Origin of the sequence: Enterococcus sp. 5B3_DIV0040, assembly GCF_002140755.1 — a bacterium.
GTDB classification, from domain to species: Bacteria; Bacillota; Bacilli; order Lactobacillales; family Enterococcaceae; genus Enterococcus_D; species Enterococcus_D casseliflavus.
In genome coordinates this window covers 359,753-364,723 of sequence record NZ_NGLC01000003.1, presented here as the reverse complement: position 1 = coordinate 364,723, position 4,971 = coordinate 359,753, and the positions used below count along the sequence as shown (strand labels likewise).

Here is a 4,971-nt window from a genome sequence, read left to right as displayed (position 1 = left end):
CTGTTATATTAACTGTCTCATCTGTTATTACTTCACTACTGCCTCCATTATCCAAAACACTGCTATTCCCATCAAAGCTTTCTGTTACTGTTGGATTCGTCACTGGTTGTTCGGATGCTTTAACAATCTCATTATTCACTAAAAAACTTGCGGCACCTATAAATAAAATAGGTGCTATAACCCATTTTTTACCTTTTTTATATTTTATACATTTTAAACCGCTTTTTACTTCCAAGCAAAATCCTCTCCTTGCTATCCCATATCTCATGAAGAATCATCATTAATGGGATGCACATGTTTTGTCATTTTCTTTCCATGATTTAATGAAAACTACACTATTGAACTTAGCTTAAAAATGCAAAACATGTGCACCATCACTAAACTTAAGATTTTCTATTATTTTTTTTTAAGGTAACCACACTCATTAAACTAATAAAAATTCCTGAAATAAGAGTCATAATATTTACAGTATCATTTGTCTTGGGCAATTCGCTGACCTTGTTATTATATTTCCCATCACTAATGGAAATATCCTCTTGTTTAGTATTTTTCACTATTGTTTCATCAACAACTAATACATTGGTTTCACTAAATCTATTGTCATATTTAGTATCTTTTTCTTCTCCTTCTTTCATATCAGTAACTTTTGAGGCTTTTGATGAATTTTTGATAGGATACAAAAATTCTGTTGATTCACTCTCACCTGTAAACACCTCTTGATCTTTTCCTTCCGTTCCTTGTGAAAAATCTTTTTGCTCATTTCTTTGTGGTTTAACACTTTTTTCTAACAAAGAAATACCTTCATTAATCTGTTTTAAAGAATCATCAATAACTAACTGGTCTTTGGAATTCATAGAATCTCTAGCTTTAAATACAACGTTTTCTAAATACTTTTTCAATTTAGTATCATTAGATTTAGATAATAAATCTTCTAATTTTTGTATGCTATTTCTTAAATACGATGTAGTTACTAAAACTTCAGTTTTTGGTTCTATTATTGTCAACGGAGTAAGTTCAGCAACAGATACAATTTGATTTAATTTATTGTTATTCCAATGGTGAGTTTCCAACGCTAAAAGTTTAATATATTTAGCTTCTACAGGTTCAAAAGATAAATCAGTTGACATTATTGTTGTAGGAATATTTATTATGGTTTCCCCATTGTCAAATATAACTTTTTTCCATATTGCTCCATCATTACTATATTCTATAGCTACTTTCTTAATATTTCCTACAGCAGTAGGTGAAGCTTGTCTTGGAGTATATCTAATTTTTGAAACCCGTTGTTTTTCTTCAAATTCAATAATCAGATATTGAGGTTCAGCCAGATTGTTTTTATTAGGATTACTTGCCCAATAAGTGCTTTTATCTCCATCAGTAGCAGCGCTCGCTGGTCGCTCTCCACCATCATTAGGATCATAGGAACTAGCTTTAGTCATATCTTTTTTTACTTCAATTGGAAGTAATTTATCACTTGGATTAATTATATCCATTATTTCTAAAGCTTCTTTGTAATCAGTGTCTTTATTCATAAGTATAAAACGGTTAATTTCCCCTGCAAATGCTTGTGTACCTACTACCAAGTCAGATTTTTCAAGGTTGTGATTAATATTCTCTTTACTATAGATCGTATTACGAAGATTGCCATTGATATATAGTTTTATACTTCCATTTTTCATTCTTGTTGCTGTAACAACAAATTCTTTACTCAACGGTACTAAGCTATCTGGTTGATCTTTGTCATCCTCTTTTAAATGAAGAAATGGCGCTGAAGATACTTTCAATCCTTTTACATCAAAAACAATTTGTCCAGCATCATCAACATATAATCGCCATTGATCTTTTTGCTCTGCAAGTAGCTGTCCATAGTGATTAATTTTAGCTTGAATAGTTACAGAAAATTCACCTGTTCCCTCAATTCCTTCCTCTTCAAGAGTTTCTCCATAAATCACCTTTGAAATGTCTTCAATGATATTGTTTTCATAAGCAATAACTGTAACTCGACCACTTGTTATATTCGAATAAGGAGACTTATCCATAATGTTTTTAAAATGTATAGTGACTTCTTCTCGATCCATTAATTTATCTAAAAGCTTGATTTCGACTGTACGTAAATCAGCCAATAACTTAGAACTTTCAATTCTATGATTATTCACTAAAAATTCACTATGATTAATAAAAATAGGCTCATTAAATTCCAAAATAATAGTTTGATTTTTTTTGGTGGAAACATGAACTAAATTTGCAGAAGTTTGATCAGCTTCTTTGGTATACTGGAAAATAACTGTTTCATAAGGTTTCAAAGTAATTGATACTTCATCTCCATAATTCATCAACTCTTTTGTATTATGCCTATTATCTCCAAGTATAATAGTACGATGCATATTTCTGGTTCCTTCGCGTACTCCGACTAATCGATCTAACTTTAGTTTATATTTTTGTTCTTTATTAATTGGATTTCTGATTGAAAGAATTCCATTAGTTTCATCCCATGCAGAATAGCCATAAACTTCGCCGTGACCAGGAACTCCTCCATGAAATTTAGAATGTTTTAAAGTCTCATAGTTTTTCTCAATCCAATTAACTGCTTCCCCATTAACTAACCATTTCTCATCATCCATCATACTAGGACTATAATAAAATTCCCAAAAACCTGTTCCTCTTGTTCCTAACATATATAGATAAATTCTTAAGTCTTCTGTAGAAAAATTAATTTTTTCTCTTTTAGAACCATTAGGAGAATAAGTTTTTCCAGAATGTGCTGTATTTCCATATACAGGATCATGATTATAAATATTGGCAAAAGGTATCTGCCACTTACGATTATTAACTAATTTTTCATAAGAATTATCACGATAAGTAATCGCTTCATTTGCATCATTACCAAAATCTAAATGTGCATATTCAGGTTCCTTCACACCATCTTGATAACCAACATCTGCTGTATTTTGCATCCATATCGAATTCACCCATTGTAAAAACCATGGTGATGGCGGAATATATGAAGTCAAGTTAATCCACATCTTATCTGGCTCACTAGCATTCTCGCGAATCACTTGATATAACTTAATCCATCTTTCATGGGTTTCTGTCATAGAATACATGTTTTTAAATCCACCACCAATATAATTGCCAGATGGATCAGAATCTGAACGCGGATTTAACAATAACCCATCTAATTTCCAATAATTAATATCAAATTCATGTTCATATTCTGCAAATACTTTTGCTAAGCCCTCCGTATAACGCTTATCCCCAATATAAACAACACCTGCATGTTTTGAACCTAATCCTTTTTTAACAAGATTATCTGCCAATTTACCAGGTTCTGAGTATCCTCCCTGAGGTCCTAACCATAGTCCAAAATCTGAACCAAATCGCTTAACTTGTTTACTAACATCATAAAGTTTATTAGGAAATTTCGAATTGAAATTCCACAAAGTTGTCATATCTTGCCATCCATCATCCACAACATACGAATCAAGTGGTGAAATTCCACCAAGAACAAATCCTCTCTCTATTTCATTAAAACTGGATTTAATATTTTCTGAATTAATATTTTTCATATAATCAAACCATGAATTAAATTGTTTTCGAAAATAAGTACTTTGTCCAATTTTTGAAATATAATCAAAAAAATCTTGCTGAATCACTTGATAATCATTTGACCGTGCTACACCAATAACTGTATTCCAAGAACGATAAAATCCACTATTATTCACCCCTAAATCACTCAATGATTTTCCTGCATAATATCGTGAATAAAGATTATTTGTCGGAGTAACCGTATTTAAAGCAACTGGAAATTCCGAACCCGTATAAAAACTATTAACATACACTGGTTGTCCTAAACCTGCATAAAATCCATTAAAACCTGCCATCTCACTAATTGATGGTTGCGATGAAAAATCATGAATTGTTACACTATCAGGTAATTTATAAGACTGCATATCAATTGTATCAATCAATAAACTATCAGAATTTTCTCCAGTAATACTAATTTCTATATGCGATTGGATATATTTTGAATTTTTTGGTAAATTAACAATATATTTTATGTTAAGATAGTTTTCTTTATAAGAATATGGTTTAAAAGAAAAAATAATTTCTTCACCATCATTCATTAATTTACGTTCAATACCATTTTTTTTCAAAACTAGTTTATCTAAGCTAATCTCATTTTCCTGTTGACTTGATTGCATCTTCTTCACAAGTGCTTCAACCGATAAATTCGATACATCAAATTCAGAGGCGCTTACATAAGGCAATGAGTTTTGAGAAGAGAGGATTTCTAATTTTAAAGATTTCACATTTTCTTGGTTTCCCATATCTATAAATACTGGAGAAGTTCCGACTGAAGATAATGTGTCGTGCTTTATTTCTTTGTACAATTCATTATCTTCATTTTTTATATAAATTTTAAATTCTTTAATATTACCATTTATACCATTTTGCCTAGGAACATAAATAAAAGTTTTTATGTCTTTTTTATCAGGGAAACTAAACTCAACAGTTACTGGAAGTTTATTTATAGTTCCTGTTCCTTGACCATAATTACTATGATAAATAGTATTCAAATTACCATCCATTGCAAAAGTAATTGGACCTTCATTTAATGACTTTGCTTCAGATGAAGACGATAACCCCCAATGCTTTCTATCTTTACTAAATGAGATTCCATTATCATCTTCTTTAAATTTAATAATAAATTCCTTAGAATCTAGTAAATTTAAAGTTTCATTTGTTAATTTATTTTTTATTGCTGTCGTTTGTAACTTTCCCTCTTTAATTTCAAACGTTCTACTAATAAATTGGTTTTCTATTACTAAATTTTGATCTTCTAAAGTTGTCTCTGCTAATTCCACGCTTTCATTGCCTACAATATTTTCTGCCCCATTATTTATTGCTTCTGTCGTCGAAGGCGCTTCCATTGTAGGTTGAGTTATATTCGTTGTGTTACCTTCTTCTATT

At 30.6% G+C, this 4,971-nt stretch carries 2 protein-coding genes; both read right to left on the bottom strand.

From position 1 onward, the window contains the following. Window positions 1-235: KxYKxGKxW signal peptide domain-containing protein (locus A5883_RS19350; RefSeq protein WP_176324042.1), on the bottom strand; the 235-nt coding region annotated here is incomplete at its 3' end. Window positions 236-383: 148 nt separating this feature from the next. Beyond that, on the bottom strand, window positions 384-4,865 hold the full coding sequence (locus A5883_RS18885) for a discoidin domain-containing protein (protein ID WP_217809250.1): 4,482 nt from the start codon (window positions 4,863-4,865) through the stop codon (window positions 384-386). Window positions 4,866-4,971: the final 106 nt, after the last annotated feature.